Annotated in this window: 16 protein-coding genes; 4 read left to right on the forward strand and 12 right to left on the reverse strand. The window is 68.0% G+C overall.

All coding sequences use genetic code 11. The annotated features are described in order from the left end of the window. Nucleotides 1–7: 7 nt before the first annotated feature. Nucleotides 8–2479 carry a poly-beta-1,6 N-acetyl-D-glucosamine export porin PgaA gene (pgaA, locus tag AXYL_RS11595; RefSeq protein ID WP_013392975.1) on the reverse strand — a complete coding sequence of 824 codons (2472 nt, stop codon included), beginning with the start codon at nucleotides 2477–2479 and terminating at the stop codon, nucleotides 8–10. A gap of 552 nt (nucleotides 2480–3031) precedes the next feature. On the opposite strand from pgaA, the gene AXYL_RS11600 reads away from it, so the two are divergent. Further along, complete coding sequence (locus tag AXYL_RS11600; protein WP_013392976.1) at nucleotides 3032–4243, forward strand: GGDEF domain-containing protein; 1212 nt, start codon at nucleotides 3032–3034, stop codon at nucleotides 4241–4243. Here the strand turns inward: AXYL_RS11600 and AXYL_RS11605 are convergent. From AXYL_RS11605 to AXYL_RS11615, 3 genes are all read right to left on the reverse strand, one after another. Beyond that, entirely contained in the window at nucleotides 4233–6149 is a 1917-nt protein-coding gene (locus AXYL_RS11605; RefSeq protein WP_013392977.1) for an alpha/beta hydrolase family protein, read from the reverse strand. The genes AXYL_RS11600 and AXYL_RS11605 overlap by 11 nt on opposite strands. A 124-nt stretch (nucleotides 6150–6273) precedes the next feature. Further along, nucleotides 6274–7239 (reverse strand): Bug family tripartite tricarboxylate transporter substrate binding protein, encoded by a 966-nt coding sequence (locus AXYL_RS11610; RefSeq protein WP_013392978.1) that lies wholly within the window; start codon nucleotides 7237–7239, stop codon nucleotides 6274–6276. Between the two features lie 28 nt (nucleotides 7240–7267). After that, entirely contained in the window at nucleotides 7268–9340 is a 2073-nt protein-coding gene (locus AXYL_RS11615) for a metallophosphoesterase (RefSeq protein ID WP_013392979.1), read from the reverse strand. A 376-nt stretch (nucleotides 9341–9716) separates the two neighbouring features. Between AXYL_RS11615 and AXYL_RS11620 the strand changes: the two genes are divergently transcribed. After that, nucleotides 9717–10532: an IclR family transcriptional regulator gene (locus AXYL_RS11620; RefSeq protein WP_013392980.1), complete on the forward strand. Its 816-nt coding sequence runs from the start codon at nucleotides 9717–9719 to the stop codon at nucleotides 10530–10532. Nucleotides 10533–10600: 68 nt separating this feature from the next. Then, nucleotides 10601–11056 (forward strand): BPTD_2524 family lipoprotein, encoded by a 456-nt coding sequence (locus AXYL_RS11625; protein ID WP_013392981.1) that lies wholly within the window; start codon nucleotides 10601–10603, stop codon nucleotides 11054–11056. 36 nt (nucleotides 11057–11092) lie between these two features. Here AXYL_RS11625 and AXYL_RS11630 read toward each other — a convergent pair whose 3' ends face one another. Next, nucleotides 11093–11515, reverse strand: coding sequence for a PaaI family thioesterase (locus AXYL_RS11630; RefSeq protein WP_013392982.1), 423 nt, complete (start codon nucleotides 11513–11515; stop codon nucleotides 11093–11095). Between the two features lie 103 nt (nucleotides 11516–11618). Between AXYL_RS11630 and dinB the strand changes: the two genes are divergently transcribed. After that, nucleotides 11619–12698, forward strand: coding sequence for a DNA polymerase IV (dinB, locus tag AXYL_RS11635; RefSeq protein ID WP_013392983.1), 1080 nt, complete (start codon nucleotides 11619–11621; stop codon nucleotides 12696–12698). 117 nt (nucleotides 12699–12815) lie between these two features. Here the strand turns inward: dinB and AXYL_RS11640 are convergent, their stop codons facing one another. The 7 genes from AXYL_RS11640 to AXYL_RS11670 all read right to left on the reverse strand — a co-directional run bounded on the left by AXYL_RS11640 (nucleotide 12816) and on the right by AXYL_RS11670 (nucleotide 18000). Next, on the reverse strand, nucleotides 12816–13277 hold the full coding sequence (locus AXYL_RS11640; protein WP_013392984.1) for a GatB/YqeY domain-containing protein: 462 nt from the start codon (nucleotides 13275–13277) through the stop codon (nucleotides 12816–12818). A gap of 78 nt (nucleotides 13278–13355) precedes the next feature. Beyond that, the gene (locus AXYL_RS11645; RefSeq protein ID WP_013392985.1) at nucleotides 13356–13796 is read right to left on the reverse strand and encodes a hypothetical protein; all 441 of its coding nucleotides are present in this window, start codon (nucleotides 13794–13796) and stop codon (nucleotides 13356–13358) included. Between the two features lie 47 nt (nucleotides 13797–13843). Continuing rightward, nucleotides 13844–15067, reverse strand: a complete 1224-nt coding sequence (locus tag AXYL_RS11650; RefSeq protein WP_013392986.1) for a beta-ketoacyl-ACP synthase — start codon at nucleotides 15065–15067, stop codon at nucleotides 13844–13846. Beyond that, nucleotides 15067–15798 carry a 3-oxoacyl-ACP reductase FabG gene (gene fabG / locus AXYL_RS11655; protein ID WP_013392987.1) on the reverse strand — a complete coding sequence of 244 codons (732 nt, stop codon included), beginning with the start codon at nucleotides 15796–15798 and terminating at the stop codon, nucleotides 15067–15069. Before fabG ends, AXYL_RS11650 begins: the two co-directional genes overlap by 1 nt. Then, nucleotides 15795–16250, reverse strand: a complete 456-nt coding sequence (locus AXYL_RS11660; protein ID WP_013392988.1) for a hotdog family protein — start codon at nucleotides 16248–16250, stop codon at nucleotides 15795–15797. The genes fabG and AXYL_RS11660 overlap by 4 nt, the downstream gene beginning before the upstream one ends. After that, nucleotides 16247–17446 (reverse strand): beta-ketoacyl-ACP synthase, encoded by a 1200-nt coding sequence (locus AXYL_RS11665; RefSeq protein WP_013392989.1) that lies wholly within the window; start codon nucleotides 17444–17446, stop codon nucleotides 16247–16249. The genes AXYL_RS11660 and AXYL_RS11665 overlap by 4 nt, the downstream gene beginning before the upstream one ends. Next, the gene (locus tag AXYL_RS11670) at nucleotides 17443–18000 is read right to left on the reverse strand and encodes a DUF3261 domain-containing protein (protein ID WP_013392990.1); all 558 of its coding nucleotides are present in this window, start codon (nucleotides 17998–18000) and stop codon (nucleotides 17443–17445) included. The genes AXYL_RS11665 and AXYL_RS11670 overlap by 4 nt, the downstream gene beginning before the upstream one ends. Nucleotides 18001–18004 lie beyond the last annotated feature (4 nt).

Consider the following 18004-nt stretch of genomic DNA (forward strand, 5'->3'; position numbering starts at 1 on the left):
TCCGGGTTCAGAAGCGGTACGTCAGGTCGAACACGATGCGCAGTTCGCGCTCGCGTTCGCCGTCGTACGGGCGGCTGGTGCCGGTGATCATGGCGCCCATGTCGAGGACGTCGTTGGCGCGGTATCGCTGGCCATAGCCCAGCGCGATGACGCCGCCGGTGCCGTAGCCTTGCTGGGTGTAGGCGCCCGCGCCCAGGGTGCCGATCTGCTCCCAGGCGGTCTCGTAGCGGCGGTACAGGGTGTGGGTCAGGCGCACGCCGGGCAGCAGCATCAGGTCCGAGCGCGGATTGAAGTACGGCACGTTGCTGTCATGACTGTTGCGCTGGGTGGACGCCTCGAACTCCAGGTCCGCCAGCAGGTGCGGCGAGGTATAGACGCGTTCGCGCCCGGCCAGGCCCAGCGCCCAGCGGTTGTTGCCGTCGCTGAAATGCGAGGGCGACAGCGCCAGCGTCCACTCGCGGCGCTCGTCGGCGCGCCAGCGCACGAAGGCCGACAGGCTGTTGGACGTGATGCCACTGGTGAGTGCGCGCAGCGGGGTTTCGCGCGACATGATTTCGCCCGAGCCGCCCACCTGCCAGTGGTCGTCCAGGTCGTAGGCGGCCGACAGGCGCACGCCCGGCTTCACGCCGTGGCCGTAGTCATGGGTGGAGACTTCGCCTTCGACCGTGAGGTCGCGGCCGCGCCATTCCACGCCGGTGCGCAGCCAGCGGTAGTTGCCGCGGCCTTCCTCGAAGTCGCCGGAGGCGTAGCCGCCGCCGCCGAAGACCCGCCAGTTGTAGTCCAGCGGAGAGGAGTACAGCACCGCGTCGATGCCGAAGTCGCCGCTGCCGGTGACCGGGCTGTCCGAGGCCAGGCCGCGGTAGCCGTTGATGCGCAGCTCGGCCTTGTTGTGCACTTCCCATTCGCGGGCCAGGCGGCGGCTGGTCAGGTTCTCGGGCGAGCGGGTGATGGTGTCTTGCGACAGCGCTTCGGCCTGGCGCCATTCTTGCAGGTCCAGGGCGGTGAAGCCCTGGCCGTTCTCCACGCCCAGGCTGCGTGGCGCCAGCGTCTCGGCCATCTTCAGCTCGGTTTCCGAGGCGCGGGGCAGCGAGCGGGCGCGGTAGACCGTGGCCAGGTCGCTGCGCAGGCCCGAGTTGTTCGGGGCGTTCCCGACCATCTCTTCGAGGCGCTGCTGGGCGGCGACGGTGTCGTTCGCCTGCAGGCGCGCAGAGGCCAGGGTCTGCCGGCTTTCCAGGTTCAGGTCGTTGGGCATGCGGGTGGCCTGGCCCTTGTAGTACAGCCAGGGGGCATAGCCTGATTCGACGCCGTCGGTGACGATTGTGGTCTCGTCGAACTGCTCGCCTTCGGCCAGCGAGTAGTAGAGGCCGGTTTCGGTCGCCAGCCGCTGTTCGGCATCGTCGCCGCGCAGCGCATCGTCGGCCGCGACCTGGCGGTAGATGTCGCGGGCGCGTTCGGGTTGGCGCAGGTACAGGTAGGCCGAGGCCACGTCGTTCAAGGCGTAGCGCGGCACCGTGACGCCTTCGGCCTGCAAGGCTTCGTATTCGCGGACCAGATCGGCCATGCGCACTCGGACGTGCAAGGCGTGCAGGCGGTCGATACGGGCGCGCAGCGCGTCGGCGCGGGCGTCCTCCTGCTGCTGCCAGGCTGGAATCAGTTCGTCGTAGCGGGCCAGGGCGCGGTCGGCCAGCACGAAACGCTCGGCTTCCGAGCGCGTGGGCATGGCCGCCAGCCGCACCTGCTGGGCCAGCGCGTCGGCCTCGAAGCCGCGCATCTGGCCGGCGTCGAACAGGTCCTGATGGCGCCGCGCCAGTTCCAGCGCCACATCTGCCATGCGGGCGCGCTGCAAGGCATGGATGTACTCGCGCAACACGTAAGGGGTGTTGGGCGCTGCGGCCAGGGCCAGGTCGGCCTGGTGCAGCGCTTCGTAGGGCTCGCCCTGGCGCGCATGGACATAGCTCAAGGCCAGCCGGGCATCGACATCGCGGGGATGCCGCTTGAGCCACTGCGCGGCCGCGGCGCGCGCCTCGGGGTAGCGGCCGGCGTCGGCCAAGGTCATGATTTCGCCGGCGCGGAAGGCGGATTGCCCGGGATGGTTGCGTGCGCCCGCCTGATAGGCGGCCAGGGCCTCGGGCCAGCGCTGCAGGTCGCGGTAGGCGCGCGCCACGGCCAGCTGGATGTCGGCGGGCAGTGGCGCGCCGTGGGGCAACTGCTCGTAGGCGGCGATGGCTTCGGCGGGCTTGCCGGCCCAGCCCGCGATGATGATGTGGTCATGGATGGCGCGGCTGCCGCCGGCCGGGCCTTGCTGGCGCAGCATGGCCAGGGCGGGCTCGTAGTCGCCAGCTCGCGCCTGCGCGATCAGCGCGTCATAGTCGTTACCGGGGGCGGCCAGGGCCAGGGCGGGAGCCAGCAAGGCGCAAGCCGCCAGCAGGCTCAGTCTTGGTCCAGCGGCACCCGGGGGTGTCGATCCTCTGTTTTGCATCTGTTTTACTTCCGCAGTTGCTACTCGGGGCGTTCCTGGTCCGGCCGGCCGAGTGCGTGCCTTTTGTCGGCGCGAGCCAAGGCGACGCGCAGCACAAAGGCGCCGGCGGCACGGGGAAGGAACACTTTTTGGTTAGGACTGCGCGGCGCCCGCTGCGGGGACCTTCGCACTCGCGCTATGGGAGTGCATGGCTAGTACGCGCCACGCCCGTAGGGCGTGATTGCGGCGCTCTTGGCGGCACCGTCAATGAACGAAATTATAAGTGTGTTAACTGTCAGGTAACTGTCAATTAGTGCAAAGGAAGGTTGCGCAGACTTCGCCTTGGCGTATTCTTCGTCGCTTGCCGCGCAATCGTCTTGGCGCGGGCAGTAAAGGTTCAGGGCGAAACGGCGTGCCGCGACGGACGGGCGCCAGATAGTGCCGGTCTGTCGCCGCGCGGGTAACAAAAAGCGTCTGGAGTGGTGGGATGTAACGCCGCCAGATGTGTGAACCCAGTGCAACAGCAATGACGAGCGACGGCGCGCGCCTGCGGGGCGTGTGCCGGCAAACACCATGACGACTTCTCTCTTCTTTCTGATGTGGGGCTTGGCCACGGCTCTGGCATTGCCATTGCTGGCGCCGTTCCGCGCCCGCGACGTGGGCGGCATCCGCGCGTTCACCACCGGCAACGCCTTGGCGGTGCTGTCGCTGCTCGCCTATGCGGCATCGCAGATCCTGCCGCCCGGCGTTTATGTGATGGCGTCGAACGCGGCCTGGGTCTGTGCGATCAGCCTGGTCTACGTGGGCGTGCGCCAGTTCTTCGGCCTGCGGCCGCTGGTGCGGCGCACGGCCGCCCTGGGCGGACTCTGCATTGTTGCGTTCGCGTTGCTGCTGTACGTGGTGGATGACTTGCGCGCGCGCATGCTGCTGTTCTCCGCCTATACCGTCGTCGCCATGGTGGCGACGGGCCTGGTGTTCTTCCGTCAGCGCAAAAGGATCCAGACGCGCGGCGTAATGCTGTACCTGATGCTGGCAAGCTTCGGCCTGGCCGCGCTGCACGCCTTGCGCGTGGTGGTCTACAGCGTTGGCGGGCAGGCGCCGTCGTCGCTGCTTGACCCGACTCCTTGGGGGTTGTTCTTCATCGTGTGCGGAACGGTGACCGTGCCTGGCCTGTTCCTGGCGCTGCTGCTGCTGATTCAGACCAGCCTGTCCGAGCGCATGGAGGCCGCGCTGACCTTCGACGGCCTGACGCGCGCCTATTCACGCCGCAGCATCATGGACGAACTGGAACGCGAGCTGCAGCGCTGCAAGCGCGCCGGCGGCAAGCTGGCGGTGCTGGTGCTGGACATCGACCACTTCAAATCCATCAACGACCGCTACGGCCATGCCTCGGGCGACGCGGCGTTGCGCCATTTTTCGCAGGTGGTGCAGCGGGCGGTGCGCGGCAGCGACCGCTTCGGCAGGCTGGGCGGCGAGGAATTCGTGCTGTTGATGTATGACTGTGATCCGGCCCGCGCGCTGGTGCAGGCCCAGCGCGTCTGCGATGCCCTGCGCGACACGCCATTCCACCTGCAAGGGCGGGAAGTGCGCATGACCACCAGCGGCGGCCTGGCTTCGTATCAGTCGGGAGACAGCGCGGACGGCATCCTGGCCCGCGCCGACGACGCGTTGTACCGCGCCAAGGAACATGGGCGCGACCGCGTGGAGATGGCCTGGATCGGCCGCCCCGCGGGCCGCGCGCAGGAGCGCGGCCCGGCGGCGCTGGAGGAGGAGGTCAGGGCTTGAGATGTTCCTTCAGGAACTTCTCCATGGCTTCGTAGAACTCGAACTTGTTCTCGTCGTTGTGAAAGCCGTGGCCCTCGTTGTCCTTGACCATGTATTCGACTTCGACGCCGCGCGCGCGCAGCGCCTTGACCATCTGGTCGCTCTCGTCCTTGTTCACCCGCGGATCCTTGGCGCCCTGGGCCACGAATAGCGGCGTCTTGATCTTGTCCGCATGCAGCGCGGGCGAGGTGGCGGCCAAACGTTCGCGGTCGCGTTCCGGGTCGCCCACCATGTCCTGCATCTTGTCCAGCATGGGCTTCCAGTAGGGCGGAATGGACTTCATGAACGTGAACAGGTTGGACACCCCCACGTAGTCCACCGCAGCGGCGTACAGATCGGGCGTGAACGTCACCCCGGCCAGGGTGGCGTAGCCGCCGTAGCTGGCGCCGTAGATGCCGATGCGCTTGGGATCGGCGATGCCTTGCCCGATCAGCCACTGCACGCCATCGGTAATGTCGTCCTGCATCTTCAGGCCCCATTGGCCGAAGCTGGCTTCCCAGAAGGCGCGGCCATAGCCGGTAGAACCGCGGAAGTTCATCTGCAGCACGCAGAAGCCGCGGTTGGCCAGGAACTGCACTTCGGGGTTGTAGCCCCAGCCGTCGCGCGCCCAGGGGCCGCCGTGCGGGTTGACGATGCAAGCCAGGTTCTTCGGATCGCGGCCGGCCGGCAGCGTCAGGTAGCCGTGGACGGTCAGACCGTCGCGGGTCTGGTAGCTGATGGGCTGCACGCGCGACATGTCCGCCTCGGGAATGGCGGGGTTGATGTCGGCCAGCTTGGTCAGCGTGTCGGCGGCCGCGTCGTAGATGTAGCGCGAGCCGGGCGTGCGGTCGTTATAGGCTGCGACGATGAACTTGTCTTCGTCGCGGTTGGAACCCTGGATGGCGAAGTCGTAGCCGCTGAGCTTGGCCGACAACTTATTGAAGAGCGTCTCGGTCTGCCCGTCGAAGAACTTGTATTGCGGCTTGTCGGTCTGGTAGGCGGCCACCGTCAGCACACGGCGCTTGCGCGAGTAGCCGGCGGAATCCAGGTCGACCGTGTCGGGGGTGAAGATTTCTTCCTCGGCATCGGGCTTGGCGGGGTCGATCACCACCAGCGACAGCTTGTCGCGGCCACGGTTGGACAGGGCGTAGAACTTCTTGTCGTCAAAAGTGAAGAACGCCGGACTGACGCTGGTGCGGTAGTCGGTGGTGATGAGCGGTCGGAACTCGGAGGATTCGGTGTCGCGGTAGAGCAGGGTGGTGTTCAGGCCGTCGCTGGCGACGGCGGCGCGCACCTTGCCTGCGTGGTCGGTCTGCCAGCCGACGATGTTGCCCGGGTTCTGCGCCACCAATACGGCCGCGCCGGTGTGCACGTTGACGCGGTAGACGTCGAAGACTTCGGGGTTGCGCTGGTTGTGGCTGATGAGGACGTGATCGGGGTCGTCTTCCAGATCGTCTTCGATGCCGGCGCGCACGCCTTCATAAGGGGTCAGGTCGGTGATCTTGCCCGTCTTGGCATTGACGGCCAGCACGTGGAAATTCTCGTCGCCGCCGAAGTCCTTCTGGTAGAGCACCACGTCGGCGCCTTTCCAGAAGAAGTTGCTGATGTCGCGCGCGGTTTCGCTGGTGAGCTGGCGGGGGTCTCCCACCGGCGTGCTGCCTTGCAGCGGCTGCACGTAGATGTTCATGCGGGCGGGCTTGCCGTCCACGCTGGTGGGCTGCATGAAGCCCAGCGTCCGGCCATCGTCGGCCAGGCGGAAGAAGCCCCGCTCGGGGTTGCGGAAGAAATCCTTGAGGGGATAGGCGCGCGGCGGCTGCGCGGCGCTGGCGCCCAGCGATGCGCCGATGATGCCGGCGGCCAGGACAGTGCGCTTGAGGAATGAGAACAAGGGGGACCTCCGAGGTTGCCGCGGCCGGCGCTTGGGGCCGGCCGCCAGGTGGTCCGCCGATAATGCCATAGCGGCACGGGCGGTGTCGAACCGCCCGCGGGCCCGCGCCGGGCGAGGTCTACGCCTACTGCGGCTCCAGGCCGGTCGCCTTGACGATGGCGCCGTACTTGGCCATTTCGGCGCCGATGTAGGCCTTGAATTCCTGGGGCGGCTTGTAGGCAATGGCCAGTCCCTGGCCTTGCAGCTTTTCCTTCACGTCGGCGGACTGCAATGCCTGGGCCGTGTCCTTGGAGATACGGTCCACCAGGGCCGGCGGCATGCCGGCGGGGCCGAACAGGCCGAACCAGTTGGAAATGTCGAAGTCGTCCAGGCCCACCTCCTTGGCCGTCGGCGTCGAGGGCAGGACGTCCTGGCGCCGGGGGCCGGCGATGAACAGCGGGTGCAGCTTGCCGGCGCCGATCTGGCCGATGATGGCCGGCGCGGTGGCGAAGAAGATGTCGATCTGCCCGCCCACCAGATCGGCCACGGCCAGGGCCGTGCCGCGATAGGGCACATGCGTCAGGTTCATGCCGGAGCGCACCCGCAGCAGTTCGCCCGCCAGGTGCTGCTGGCCGCCCATGCCGGGCGAACCGTACACCAGCGGCGCCTTTGCGCCCTGGCGCTTCAGGTCGGCGTAGGTGGTGGCGGGCAGCTTGGGACCGCTGACCAGCACCAGCGGCGCATCCGCGACCAGGGCGATCGGCTGCAGGTCCTTCAAGGGGTCGTAGCGCATCTGCTTGTAGACCAGCTTGTTGATCGAGACCTCGGGCGTGTAGGCCAGCAGCAGGGTGTAGCCGTCGGGCGTGGCGCGCGCTACCTGTTCGGCGCCTATCATGCCGCTGGCGCCGGACTTGTTCTCCACGATGACCTGCTGTCCCCAGCTAGTGCTCAGCTTGGCCGCGAGGATGCGGGCGATCACGTCGGTGGCGCCTCCCGGCGTGTAGGCGACGATCAGGCGCACCGGCTTGTCGGGGTAGGGCTGGGCCTGGGCGAACAGCGGCAGGCAGGCGGCGGCCAGCAAGCCCGCGAGTTTGATTGCGTATCGAAACATGGGGTGGCTCCTGTGCGGTTGCGTGAGTTCAGTTGCGCTGGATTAGCAGCAATGCCTGGTCGGGCAGAGGCAGGCGCGCGTACCCGGTCCAATCGTCCCCTGCTTGCAGCACGCGTTGGGCCGTCAGATCGACGACGCGCGTGAATGCGCCAGCCTCGACCTGGCGTTGCAGCGCCGGGCCGCAGCCGTAGGCCAGTTCATAGGTCTGCCCGCCAGACTGGTAGCGGCACAGGCGCAGGCCGGCCTCGCCGTCGATCCGTTCAACCGATCCGTCGTTCGCGGCTTGGCCTGCGAAGACTGCGTTCAATGCCGCCAGCGCCAGTCCGGCCGGCCGCGGATCGTAGCGGCGGTCGATCAGGCCGTTGCGCGGAAAGTAGCCCCGGTCCACGTCCATGAAGGTGTCGAAGGAGTAGCTGACCGTGTCGGTGGTCCGGGCCGCCAGGAAGGCTTCGGCCACCAGCGCGGCGATGGCGGTGTCGTCGTCGTTCGCCGCTGCCAGGCGGTCGGCCAGCTTGACGCCCACGTTCACGGTCGCGCCCCAGTCCCGCGCCTGGCTGGCCAGTTGCTGATGCGTGGCAATGAGGTCGGCGCCCCAGTCCAGGCGCACGGTGAAACCGTCCAGGTTCTTCTGCGCGAAGTGCGGCAACAGGGCGGTTTGGGCCGCCTCCAGTTCGGAGGCGCGCAGTCCCGTGTTGACGAAATGGCTGTAGTGCTTGCCGTCGAAGTGCTCGTCGTCCGCGCCGGTCCTGATCTTGCAATAGAGCAGGCGGGCGTCGGTATGTTCGCGCAGGCGCTGCAAGGCCGCGCCCGCGTCCGCCAGCGCCTGGGCGTTGAGGTTGATCTCGATGGCTGCGATGGCCACGCCGTGCTGGCGCGCCTGTTGCAGCAGTTTGGCGTCCGGCAGGCCTAGCGAGGTCAGCACGAAGCGGTGGCCGACGTCGGACATGAGGCGGGCGCGGCGCAGCGTCTTGTCGTCGCGCAGGTCCTGCACCGGAATCTTGAGGGTGCGCAGCCCCATCTCCCACATGGACATCAGGGGGTAGTCGTTGCGCGCCAGCTTGCGGCCGAATTCCTGCACGCCGCCGGTGCAGGGGATCTCGACGATTTCGGCCCAGGGGTGTCGCATCTCGACCGCGATGCCGTCGCAGGCGGCGGTCTTGGTGTGGACCGTGGGCAGGGTGCGCGCCGCCGCCTTGCCGTCATCGGCTACGCCGCGCATGGCGCCATGCGTACGGATCAGCTTGGCCACATGGCCCTGCTCGTGCACGTCAACGATGAAATAGCCGAATTTCTCGACGTCGCCGCGGCCGAATTCGTCCGCCGGCGGCACGCGATAGAACTCCGAGAAGTCATGCCGCAGGAAGGCGGTGGACGGCAGCATGTAGATCTCCGCGCGGCCGATGACGTCATACCAGAAGTTGTGGACGTGGCCGGCGAAAACGGCCTCCACGCGCGGATCGGCCAGGCGCGACAGCAGCCAGCCGCGGCCGGGCTCGTCGATGTTGTCGTAGGAGCCGCGCTCGTCCGCATCGTGCAGATAGGGCGGATAGTGCAGCGACACGAACACGCGGCCGCTGGCGCCTGCAAGTTGCTCATCGATCCAGGCGCGTTGCGCGGCATCCGCCGCCAGTCCGGAGTTGAACAGCAGGGAGTTCAGGAACAGGAAGCGGGCGCCGCCATGGTCCACCGCGTAGTAGTCCGGCCCGAACACCTGGCGGTACTTGTCGAGGTAGTCGTCGCAGACGATGTCGGCCGGCATCCAGTCGATGCGCTTGTCGCCGACGTCATGGTTGCCGGGCACCAGGTGCAGGGGCATGTCGATCTGCCCGGCGATGGCCTTGAAGCGGCCGGCGGCCTCCTCGAACGAGGGCATGCTGGGCACCGGGTGGACGATGTCGCCCAGGTGGATCGTGAAGGCGGGGGCGGGATCGAGGGCGGCAATGTCGGCGAAGACGTGCCGCGCGCGGGCATTGGCGCGGGCGTTGGTGGCAAAGGGCGATGCGCAGGTGTCTTCGGATTCGTTGACATGCGTGTCGGCCACGACGGCAAAGCTGAATAAGCGGGCGCCCAGCGGCTGGCGGGAAAAATTGGAATGCGTCATCGACTACCCTTTCAATTTCAATAAATGGAATTCAAGTGTTTATAGTGAACGGAATATTTGTATTTCGGCAGGCGATATACTGTCAATGCTCCGGAACCCAGGGGCCTGTTGACACTAAAAGGAGCCTCGCATGAGTACCCAAATAAGCGCCTATCAAGGCGCAAAGCGCAGCCGTGGCGGGACCACGGCGAGCATTTGCAACGCAGAGAGGCGCTTATTTGGGTACTCACCCTTCGGGCAGGCCAGCAAACGGCTGCCTGGCGTCGTTGCTGCCACCTTGCGTGGCACAGCCACGCGGCGGTGCCCGCGCCTAGCCAGGCAGCCGTTTGCTGGCCTGTGCGAGGCTCCTTTTAGTGTCAACAGGCCCTAGGCCGCCATGCATTCCAAAACCCCGCTCAACTACGAACTCGAATCCCGCGCCTCGCTGGAAGCGCACCCGCGATTTGCCTCCACGCTCTCCAATGGCCTGGACGTGCTCAAGTGTTTTTCTGCGTCCGAGCCGCAGTTGGGCAACAAGGAAATCGCCGAAATGCTCGGGCTGACGCGCCCGACCGTGTCCAGACTGACCTTCACCCTGGTGGGCCTGGGTTATCTGCGGCGCGACGAACGCACCGGCAAGTACTCGCTGGGTCCGGCCGTGCTGACGCTGGGCTATCCCTTGCTGGTGCACCTGACGCTGCGGCAGCTGGCGGCGCACGACATGATCGAACTGGCGCGCTATGCCAAGGGGCCGGTGTCCATGGCCATCCGCGACCGCCTGCAGGTGGTCTACGTGGAAACGGTGCACGACGGCGCGTCGAACGCCTCGCGCCCGGATATCGGGTCGGCGCGCCCCTTGCTGCGCACCGCCACTGGGCGCGCGCTGCTCTACGCGCAGACGCCGCAAGAGCGCGAGCTCATCTGCGGCCGCCTGGCCGAGGAGTATCCGGAGGACTGGGAGCGTTTCGGACCGTCATTGCAGCCGGCGTTCGAGGCCATCGATCAGCACGGCTTCTGCGTGGTCAGCAAGGATTGGCGGGCCGAGCTGTGCGGCATCGCCACGCCCATGCGCTATCGATCCAATGACCTGCCGCTGGCCTTCAACGTGACGATTCCGTCCGACAACCTGGACGAAAAGCATGTCTACGAAACCCTGGGCCCGCGCCTGCGGACCCTGGTCAAGAACCTGGAGTACCGCATCGGGATCATGTGAACGAGGGCGGCGTTTATCGCGCGCGGCGGATATGCGGGATAATCGCGGGCACTGATCTGGAGATACACATGTACTGGAAACTGGTCGCGGCTTCGGCGCTGGCCCTGGGCCTGGCAGGCTGCTCGATGGGCATTTCGTCCGGCGGTTCGTCGCCGCACAGCGAATTCAAGGCTCCGGTGAGCTTCAAGGACGCCTACGACGCGGCGATCCGGCAGGCCAATGCCTGCCTGCGCAGCACCGACAACGCCTACCGCGTGGTGGACACCCTGAACGAAAGCGCGCAGTCCGGCGTGGTGCAGGTGCTGGCGCCCTACAGCGACAACGAGATGACGCGGGTCGAATTGAAGGCGGCCGGCCCCAAGACCACCGATGTGCGCATCGCGGTGTGGGGCAAGGGCACCTGGGACGCGGCCGCCATGCGCGCGATGCAGGACGCGGTCTATTACAGCCTGGTGTCGTGCAGCAGCTACATGCCGCTGGACCCGCGTCCGCCGGTCAAGCCCTCGCGCGACCTGCCCAACTGACGCGCAGGCGCCGGCGGCTTGCCGCCGCCAGCGCGCTCAGTCGCCGCCAGGACGGCGGCGGATGATCTTGAACGTGGCGGTGGCGCGCGCCACCAATTCACCGTCGGCGCGGCGTACCTCGCCTTCGCAGAAAGCGATCGAGGCGCCGCGGCGCAGGCAGCGTGCCTCGATTACCAGGTCGCCCGTGCCGGGCGACAGGAACGAGGTGTTCATGTCTATGGTGGCCATGCCTTCGGTGCCGTCGGCCGAGCCGCGCGCGGCGGCGCTGAGGGTGAAGTCCAGCACGCTCATCAGCGTGCCGCCATGCACGTCGCCGCGGCTGTTGGTCAGGTCGGCGCGCCAGGGCAGCGAGGTGCGGGCGTAGGCCGGCGCGATGCTCTCGGGCACCAGGCCGACGAAATGCATGAAGGGAATGGTCAGGCCGAAGTAGTCGGTTTGGGTGGTTGAGGGTGCAGTCATGGACCGTTGCGGGCGGGAATGGGAAGTCGGTTGTCGCCGGTCATAATATATGTTTTTGCCACGGGACTTCAGGCGATGAACGGCTCATGGGGGCAGCACCACCATGAATGAATTACGCAAGATCGTGCACGTGGACATGGACGCGTTCTACGCGTCCGTGGAGCAGCGCGACAACCCGGACCTGCGCGGCAAGCCCGTGGTCGTGGCCTGGACCGGGCCGCGCTCGGTGGTGTGCGCCGCGTCCTACGAGGCGCGGCGTTTCGGCATCCATTCGGCCATGTCCGCGGCCCGGGCCGAGCGCCTGTGCCCGCATGCGATCTACGTGCCGCCGGATTTCAACCGCTATCGGGATGTCTCGCGCCAGGTCAGGCAGATCTTCGCCCGCCATACCGACCTGATCGAACCCTTGTCGCTGGACGAGGCCTACCTCGACGTCACGATCAACAAGCTGGGGCTGCCTTCGGCCACCGAGGTCGCGCAGGTCATCCGGCACCAGATCCGCGAGGAAACCGGACTGACGGCCTCGGCCGGCGTCGCGCCCAATAAATTCCTGGCCAAGATCGCGTCCGACTGGAACAAGCCGGACGGCCTCTTCGTGGTCCGGCCCGCCAAGGTGCTGGCCTTCCTGGAACCCTTGCCGGTGCGCAAGGTGCCGGGCGTGGGCAAGGTGACGCAGGCGCGCCTGGAGCAGTTGGGCATCCATACGGTGGGGGACCTGGCCACGCACAGCGCCCAGGAACTGGAGCACTATTTCGGCCGCTACGGCCGGCGCCTGTACGAACTGGCGCGCGGCATCGACGAGCGCGAGGTGCAGACCGACCAGCCCTTGCAGCAGGTCTCGTCGGAGACCACGTTCTCGCAGGACATCCGGCTGGACGCGGTGGGCGAGGCCATCGACCGCATGGCGGAACGGGTGTGGGACCAGGCGCTGAAGAAGGGCGCCTTGGGCCGCACCGTGGTGCTCAAGCTGAAGACGGACCGTTTCCGCATCCTGACGCGCAGCCAGACCAGCCCGGGTCCGCCCGGATCGGCGGCGGAGCTGGCAGCCGTTGCCAGGCTGCTATGCGAGCGCGTGGATTTGCCGCCGGAGACGTTGTACCGGCTGGCGGGGGTGGGGATGAGCAACTTCGCCGACCCGCAGGAGCAAACGCGCCAGCCCGATCTGTTCGGGGGCGCGTTCTGAGGGGCAGGCGGGGCGGCCGGCTGGCGAGCGTCCGGCGGTAGGGCTGAGCGCGAGCCCGGCGGGGAGTCAGGCCCGGCCAGGAGTCAGGCTCGGCCGGGAGTCAGGCTCGGCCGGGAGTCAGGCCAGGCGGGCCTTCACTTGCTGGGACAGCGCGGTCATGTCGGCGCGGCCGGCCAGGGCCTGCTTCAGCAGGGCCATGACCTTGCCCATGGCGGGCGCGCCGGTCACGCCTTGGGCGGCCACTTCGGCCAGCGCGGCGTCGATGGCGGCCGCGACTTCCTCGGGCGTGGCGGCTTGCGGCAGGAACTCCTGCAGCACCAGCAGTTCGGCCTTTTCCTGTTCGGCGGTTTCGGTGCGGCCGGCCTGTTCGAACGCGGCGATGGACTCGCGGCGCTGCTTGACCTGCTTTTCGATGATGGCGGTGATCTCGGCGTCGTTCAGGTCGCGGCGTTCGTCCACTTCCTTCTGCTTGACGGCCGCCAGCAGGAAGCGCAGCGTGGTCAGGCGTTCGGCGGCCTTGGCGCGCATCGCGTCCTTGACGGCATCGGAGAGGCGGGTCTTGAGCGTAGCAGTGCTCATGGGTAAACCTTTGTGGTGTTGCGTCAAACAAGCAGTGTAAACCGGCGGCCGGCGATCTGGCAGTGGCCGTGCCGCCCCTTACTTCACCTTGGCCAGGTCGCCGCGCAGGGCGACGCCGGCCACCATGGCGCCGGCATGGCATTCGTAGTCGGTCTTGCTGCTGTATTCGTTCTTGCGGTAGTAGCTGACGATATTGGTCACCGCGTTCGCGCCGGCCTTCTTGGCCGCTTCGTGCAGCGCGATGATGGCGGATTGGGCCACCCACAGGCAGGCGTCCTCGTCCTTCTTGGCGAAGGCGTTGGTCTTGCGGTTGGTGATGACGCCCGCTTCCAGCACCGCGCCCTTGGGGCCGGTGCCGGCAAGGTAGAACTTGACGCTGCCGTCGATCTTGCCGGCGACCTGGGCGGCTTCGACCGCGGCCTGCATCGGCAGATGGACGGTACGATCCGCGGCGAGGGCCGGCGCGGCGCAGGCCAACGACAGGAACAGGGCGGCGGACAGCTTGTAAGAGACGTTCATGGCAGGCATTCCATTCATTTGAGGGGATAACGCGGCTGATGCGGACATCAGCGCCAGCGGCGGAAAATCAACGACGTGTTGATGCCGCCGAAGGCGAAGTTGTTGTTCATGACATATTCGTTACTCATGCCGCGGCCTTCGGTCAGGTAGTCGAGTTCGCCGCAGCGCGGGTCGACGTTGCGCAGGTTGAGCGTGGGCGCATACCAGTCGCGATTGAGCATTTCGATGCTGAACCAGGACTCCAGCACGCCGCAGGCGCCCAGGGTGTGGCCCAAATAGCTCTTTTGCGAGCTGATCGGCATGCGGCTGCCGAACAGGCCGTGGGTGGCCTGGGTTTCGGCGATGTCGCCCTGTTCGGTCGCGGTGCCGTGGCCGTTGACGTAGCCGATGGCCTCGGGCGGCAGGCTGGCGTCGGCCAGCGCCATTTCCATGGCGATGCGCATGGTGCTGGCCTCGGGCCGCGTGATGTGGGTGCCGTCCGAATTGCTGCCGAAGCCGACGATTTCCGCGTGGATGCGCGCGCCGCGCGCCAGCGCATGGTCCAGCGATTCCAGCACCAGCATGCCGCCGCCTTCGCCGATCACCAGGCCGTCGCGGTCGCGGTCGTAGGGGCGGGGCGTGAGCTCGGGCGTGTCGTTCTTCTGGCTGGTCGCATAGAGCGCGTCGAACACCAGGGCTTCGCTGGCGCAGAGCTCTTCCGCGCCGCCCGCCAGCATCAGCTCCTGGCGGCCGTAGCGGATGGCCTCGTAGGCATAGCCTATGCCCTGGCTGCCCGAGGTGCAGGCGCTGGACGTCGGAATGATGCGGCCCTTCAGTTCGAAGAAGATGCCGACGTTGGCCGCGGTCGTGTGGGGCATCATGCGGACATAGGAGTTGGCGTTCAGGTCGTCCGTCACCCCATTGAGCAGCATGTTGCCGAAGGCGCGGATTTCCGCCGTGCTGCCCACCGAGGAGCCGCAGGCCACGCCCATGCGGCCGTCGGCGATGCGCGGATCGCCCAGCAGCGCCGCGTCATCCAGCGCCAGCTCGGCCGCCCGCACCGCCAGCTGGGAAACCCGGCCCATGCTGCGCAGCTGCTTGCGGGTCCAGTGCGCGGGCGTCCGGAAGGCGTCGATGGGGCCTGCCAGGCGGGTATTGAGTTCGGCGTAGCGCGACCAGTCGGGCATGACGCGGATCGCGCTGCGGCCCGCCTGGAACGCCTGCTGCACGCTGGCCCAGTCGTTGCCGAGCGCGCTGATGCCGGCCATGCCGGTGATGACGACGCGCTTCATCAGCACAGCCCTCCGTTGACGGCGATGACCTGGCGCGTGATGTAGGCGGCGCCAGGAGACATCAGGAACACGACGGCGGCGGCCACTTCCTCGGGGCGCCCCATGCGTTGCGCCGGCACGGCCTTCAGGATTTCCTCGACCGGCACGTGCTCGTCGATCATGTCGGTGTCGATCAGCCCCGGCGCCACGCAGTTGACGGTGATCTGGCGCTTGGCCAGTTCCACCGCCAGGGCCTTGGCGGCGCCGATCAGGCCGGCCTTGGACGCGCTGTAGTTGACCTGGCCGCGGTTGCCCACCAGGCCGGACACGGACGCCATGCAGACCACGCGGCCGGCTGCGCGGCGGCGGATCATGGGCATGGCGAGCGGGCTGAGCACGTTGTAGAAGCCGTCCAGGTTGGTGCGCAGCACCTGGTCCCAGTCATCGCCGGTCAGAGCGGGAAACGCGCCGTCGCGGGTCAGGCCGGCGTTCAGCACCACGCCGTAATAGGCGCCGTGCGCGTCGATGTCGGCCTGCAGCGCGGCAGCGCATTGCTGGCGGTCGGCCACGTCGAATTGCAGCACGCGCGCCTGGCGTCCGCGCGCCTGGACTTCGGCCTGTACGGCGTGCGCCTGGTCGAGTTGCTGGCGGCAGTGCAGCACCAGGTCGTGGCCGGCGTCGGCCAGGGCCAGCGCGATGGCGCGGCCGATGCCGCGGCTCGAGCCGGTTACGAGGATGGGGGCAGCGCTCATTCGGGTGATTCTTCCTGGATAAAAGCGGTGGGGTCCTTGGGCTGATAGACGTTCAGCCTGGCCTCGGCCAGCAGGCGCGCGTTGTCGCGCAGTTCGCATTCGAAGACGCTCATGCCGCTGGCGTCGACCAGCCCGCGGCGCGCGTGGATGGTCAGGCGGGCGCCGGCGGGCAGCGCGTCGGCATGGCATTCGTAGCGCCGCGTGCCGAGCAGAAAGCCCAGTTTGACGGGCTCTCCGGCCTGGCGCGCCTGGCAGCCGGCCCAGGCGCCCACGGCTTGCGCCATCAGCTCTATGCCGAGCCATGGCGGCAGCGAGCCGTCGGGCAGCGAGTAGGGGCCGGGTTTGATTACGGCGTGCGCGGTGAGGCTGTCGGCGTCATGGCTGCAGACCTCGTCGATCAGGATCATGTCGCCGGCGTGCGGCAGCAGGCTGGAGACGGGCCAGGACGTCATGGCTGCGCTCCCAGGACCAGGCTGGCGTTGTTGCCGCCGAAGGCGAAGGAATTGCTCATGGCCAGGCGCGGCCGGCCTTGCGCGTAGCGGTGTTGCGCGGTGCTGAAATCCAGCGCCGGCAGCGCCGGATCGGCCTGGCCGTCCCAGACGTGGGGCATCAGCAGGCCGCCGGCATTGCCGGCGGACAGGGTGGCCCAGGCCAATGCCGCTTCCAGCGCGCCGGCCGCGCCCAGCGCGTGGCCGGTGAGCGCCTTGGTCGAGGCGCAGGGCACGCCCTGCGGAAAGACGGCATGCATGGCCTGGCTTTCCATGGCGTCGTTGTGCGTGGTGCCGGTCCCGTGTAGATTGACCCAGCCTATGTTGCCCGCGTCCACGCCGGCGGATTGCAGGGCGGCCTGCATGGCTGCCCGCGCGCCGGCGCCGCTGGGCTCGGGTGCGGACATGTGCCAGGCGTCGGAGCTGGCGCCGCCGCCCAGCAGCGCCACCGAGCAGTCGTCGGCGGGTTCGCGCTCCATCAGGAACAGGACGCCGGCTTCGCCGATATTGATGCCGCGGCGGTTGGCCGAGAACGGCAGGCACAGCGTGTCGTCGATGGCTTCCAGCGTGGCGAAGCCGTTGATGGTCAGGCGGCACAAGGTATCGGCGCCGCCGCAGACCACCGCGTCGCACAGGCCCGAGGCCAATAGCCGGCGCGCTGACAGCAGGGCGCGGGCGCTGGAGGTGCAGGCCGTGGATAGCGTGTAGGCCGGTCCGGCGATGCCCAGCCAATCCGCGAAGAACGCGGCGGGCGACGACAGGGCCTGGCGGCGGTAGTCGTAGCTGTCCGGCCACGCGCCCTGCGCCGCCAGTTGGCGGAAGGCGGGCGCGTTGTCATTGACGCCGGAGGTGCTGGTGCCCAGCACCACGGCGACGCGGGCGGCGCCATGGCGGGCCACGGCGCCGCGCAATTGCGGTTCGATCTGGAGCGCGGCGGCCAGCAGCAATTGATTGTTGCGGCTGCGATGATGGGCGGGCAGCGTCTCGGGGATGGGCGGCAGCGCGCCCGCATGGCCGCCCAGCATCAGCGTGCGGCCATGAACCCAGTCCGATTGCGGGCGCATGCCCGAAGTGTCGCCGGCGAATGCGGCGCGGGCCACGGCGTCGATGCCGGCGCCCAGCGCGCACACCACGCCGGGCGTACCCAACCAGCTGTTCATGGCTGCTCCTTCAAGGGCGAGATCCGCCAGGTGACCCTGTCGGAGGTGGTGATGGTGAATGTGCCGGCTTGCGCGGCTTGCGGCCAGCGCACGCTCCAGCGCGAGCGGCCGCCTTCCAGCAGCTCGCGTTGGGCCGCGCCGCCGTCCTGCCGGCTGGCGCGCCAGTGGCCGGCGCCGTAGGCCGCGTCCAGCTCCGCTTCGGGCGTCCACGCGAAGATCAGGGCGGCGAACAGATCGCGCGCCTGGGCGTTGGGCCGCAGGAAGCCGTCATTGCGCCATTGCCCGTGTTCCAGCATCTGCCGCGCCTGCGGTACGCCCATGGGGTCGAACAGCGACCAGCGCAAGGCGGCGCCTTCGCGCTGCACCACCAGCAGCGTGTCCAGGGCGGGCTGGCCGGCGGCGGACTGCACCACGTGCAACTGCCGCGGTAGCGAAAAGTCCGCGTCGCGCGCCGGCACGGGCGGCGCGCCCGCGCAGCCCGCCAGCAGGGCGAGCGCCGCGGCCGCGGCCAAGGCGCGCGCGGCGGAGAGGAGGAAGCTGCGGGCGGCGGCCATGGTC

The sequence above is a fragment of the Achromobacter xylosoxidans A8 genome (genome assembly GCF_000165835.1).
Taxonomy (GTDB): domain Bacteria; phylum Pseudomonadota; class Gammaproteobacteria; order Burkholderiales; family Burkholderiaceae_B; genus Achromobacter; species Achromobacter xylosoxidans_B.

Coding starts and splice junctions, on each gene's coding strand:
- pgaA (WP_013392975.1), bottom strand. CDS start 2,479: ATGCAAAACAGAGGATCGACACCCCCGGGTGCCGCTGGACCAAGACTG.
- AXYL_RS11600 (WP_013392976.1), top strand. CDS start 3,032: ATGACGACTTCTCTCTTCTTTCTGATGTGGGGCTTGGCCACGGCTCTG.
- AXYL_RS11610 (WP_013392978.1), bottom strand. CDS start 7,239: ATGTTTCGATACGCAATCAAACTCGCGGGCTTGCTGGCCGCCGCCTGC.
- AXYL_RS11615 (WP_013392979.1), bottom strand. CDS start 9,340: ATGACGCATTCCAATTTTTCCCGCCAGCCGCTGGGCGCCCGCTTATTC.
- AXYL_RS11620 (WP_013392980.1), top strand. CDS start 9,717: ATGCATTCCAAAACCCCGCTCAACTACGAACTCGAATCCCGCGCCTCG.
- AXYL_RS11625 (WP_013392981.1), top strand. CDS start 10,601: ATGTACTGGAAACTGGTCGCGGCTTCGGCGCTGGCCCTGGGCCTGGCA.
- AXYL_RS11630 (WP_013392982.1), bottom strand. CDS start 11,515: ATGACTGCACCCTCAACCACCCAAACCGACTACTTCGGCCTGACCATT.
- dinB (WP_013392983.1), top strand. CDS start 11,619: ATGAATGAATTACGCAAGATCGTGCACGTGGACATGGACGCGTTCTAC.
- AXYL_RS11640 (WP_013392984.1), bottom strand. CDS start 13,277: ATGAGCACTGCTACGCTCAAGACCCGCCTCTCCGATGCCGTCAAGGAC.
- AXYL_RS11645 (WP_013392985.1), bottom strand. CDS start 13,796: ATGAACGTCTCTTACAAGCTGTCCGCCGCCCTGTTCCTGTCGTTGGCC.
- AXYL_RS11650 (WP_013392986.1), bottom strand. CDS start 15,067: ATGAAGCGCGTCGTCATCACCGGCATGGCCGGCATCAGCGCGCTCGGC.
- fabG (WP_013392987.1), bottom strand. CDS start 15,798: ATGAGCGCTGCCCCCATCCTCGTAACCGGCTCGAGCCGCGGCATCGGC.
- AXYL_RS11660 (WP_013392988.1), bottom strand. CDS start 16,250: ATGACGTCCTGGCCCGTCTCCAGCCTGCTGCCGCACGCCGGCGACATG.
- AXYL_RS11665 (WP_013392989.1), bottom strand. CDS start 17,446: ATGAACAGCTGGTTGGGTACGCCCGGCGTGGTGTGCGCGCTGGGCGCC.
- AXYL_RS11670 (WP_013392990.1), bottom strand. CDS start 18,000: ATGGCCGCCGCCCGCAGCTTCCTCCTCTCCGCCGCGCGCGCCTTGGCC.